Source organism: Nonomuraea sp. NPDC049486 (assembly GCF_040676925.1).
In the GTDB taxonomy this organism is placed as follows: Bacteria; Actinomycetota; Actinomycetes; order Streptosporangiales; family Streptosporangiaceae; genus Nonomuraea; species Nonomuraea ferruginea.
Genome location: NZ_JBFAPV010000041.1, coordinates 1 through 2012, shown reverse-complemented (window position 1 = coordinate 2012; position 2012 = coordinate 1). Strand labels below are relative to the sequence as shown.

Annotated in this window: 1 protein-coding gene and 1 pseudogene; one reads left to right on the top strand and one right to left on the bottom strand. The window is 67.0% G+C overall.

Annotation, left to right across the window (positions count from 1 at the left end):
• Positions 1 to 126 precede the first annotated feature (126 nt).
• A protein-coding gene (locus AB0K05_RS44365; protein WP_364237863.1) for an IS3 family transposase occupies positions 127 to 1343 on the bottom strand; the annotation gives its coding sequence in 2 pieces (ribosomal slippage) (positions 127 to 1034 and positions 1034 to 1343; 1218 coding nt in all).
• 252 nt (positions 1344 to 1595) lie between these two features.
• Here AB0K05_RS44365 and AB0K05_RS44360 point away from each other — a divergent pair.
• A pseudogene (locus AB0K05_RS44360) lies at positions 1596 to 1801 on the top strand (transposase); the annotation flags it as partial.
• Between the last annotated feature and the right edge of the window lie 211 nt (positions 1802 to 2012).

The following is a 2012-nucleotide window of genomic DNA, read 5'->3' as shown; positions in this document are numbered from 1 at the left end:
GTCGTCGATCACGATGATGTCGGAGCGGCAGATCTTGGCGATGGTCCGGGCGATGCTGCCGTCGACGTGGGCCCGGCCGATGGTGACGGCCAGGGGGGGCTCGCCCCGAAGTGTGGACACCGGTCGTTATGCGGCGAGCTGCACCCTATCGATGGTCTGCTGCTCGTAGTCGATGGGGCTGAGGTAGCCGATGGTGGAATGTCTCCTGCGGGTGTTGTAGCGGGTGATCCACTTGAACACCGCCAGGCGGGCCTCGCGCGCCGAGGACCACCGCGTGGCTCCCTGCAGCGTCTCGCGTTTCAGAGTGGCGTTGAACGCCTCCGCCGCGGCGTTGTCGGCGCTCGAACCGACCGCTCCCATGGACTGGCGCACCCCGAGCTCGGCACAGACCTTGGCGAACTCGGCCGAGGTGTACTGCGCCCCATGATCGGCATGAAAAATCGCGCCGTCCAGGCTGCCCCGCGTCGCGGCCGCGGCCCGCAGCGCGTCGGTCGCCAGCTCGGTGCGCATGTGATCGGCGATCGACCAGCCCGCCAGCCGGCGTGAGCCCAGGTCCAGCACGGTGGCCAAGTAGAGGAACCGGCCGTCACCGACGGGCAGGTAGGTGATGTCGCCGACGTAGCGCCGGTTCGGGGCGGGCGCGGTGAAGTCCCGCCTGATGAGGTCGGGCACCTTCTGATGCGAGGGTTCCGGCACCGTGGTGCGCACCTTCTTGCGCAGGTGCAGCCCGACGATGCCGAAGCGGCGCATCACCCGCGCCACCCGCTTGTGGTTGACCCTGCGACCTTGTGCCCGCAGCTCGGCGGTGATGCGCGGACTGCCGTAGGTGCCGTCGAACTCCCCGTGGATCTGCCTGATCTCCTCCGCCAGCGCAGCGTCGGCCGCGGCCCGCTCCGCCCGGGCCGGAGCCGCCTTGCGCCACCGGTAGAAGCCCGATCGGGACACCTTCAGCACCCGGCACAGCCGCTTGACGCCGAAGACGCCCCGATGGTCGTCGACGAACTGGAAGCGGCTCACCAGTTGGTCTCTCCCGCGAAATATTTGGCCGCCCGGCGCAGAATGTCGCGCTCCAGCTCCAGCTCCCGGATTCGGGCTTTGAGCTGCTTGTTCTCCTCTTCCAGCACGTCGTCGGACGATAGCGGGCCATGCGCGGGCTTCCTCGCCGGGCCTCGTTCCTTCGCGCCGGCGGTGCCGGTCGCCTGCGCCTGACGCACCCAGTTACGCAGCGTCTCCCGGCTGATCCCCAGGTCCTCGGCCACCGAGGCGAGCGTCCGTCCCGGATCGGACAGGTACAACGCGACGGCGTCCGCCTTGAACTCCGGCGGATACGACTTCATCGCCACGTGGAACTCCTTGTCTCCGGATTTCCATCATCCGGTACTCAAGGTGTCCACACCTCGGGGGGAGGCTCCGCCCCTCAGCACGACATCCATCCCGCCGGCCCGTCTATTGGGCACATACAAGCCGTGTGGGTGCCGCATCGCGCCGGCCTTGTTCAAGAGCTCATGGTCCAGAGATCCGCAGGCATCGAAGCGGCACCCCACGTCTAACGACCCGATCCGTCTCCGCGCACCGGAACGTTCTGCCTCTATTAGGAGATCCGCCGCCGCACCGACGTGGTGGGCATCTTCACTGACCGGCCGTCGATCATCCGGCTGGTCGGCGCGGTGCTGGCCGAGCAGACCGACGAATGGACCGAAGCCGCTACATGGGCCTGGACATTCTGGCCAAAGCCCGTGTCCGGCTCATCGCGGGCGACACACCGGCGCACAATCCGCTTCCACAGACACTTACCGCTTAACCTGCAGAAACAGGATCACGCAAAGATCGATTCATACACCACGTCCGTGGACGTGACCACCAGACAGGCCGATGACGAGAAGGCCCGCACATTACTCACAGCGGCGGCGGCCGACTGTAAGCATTCAGAAGTGTGTGATCACGCTGGCGTGAGCGGCATCCGCTGGATGGGATGATCGTCGGGTGCCGAGGACCCCGGATCGCCGCACGTC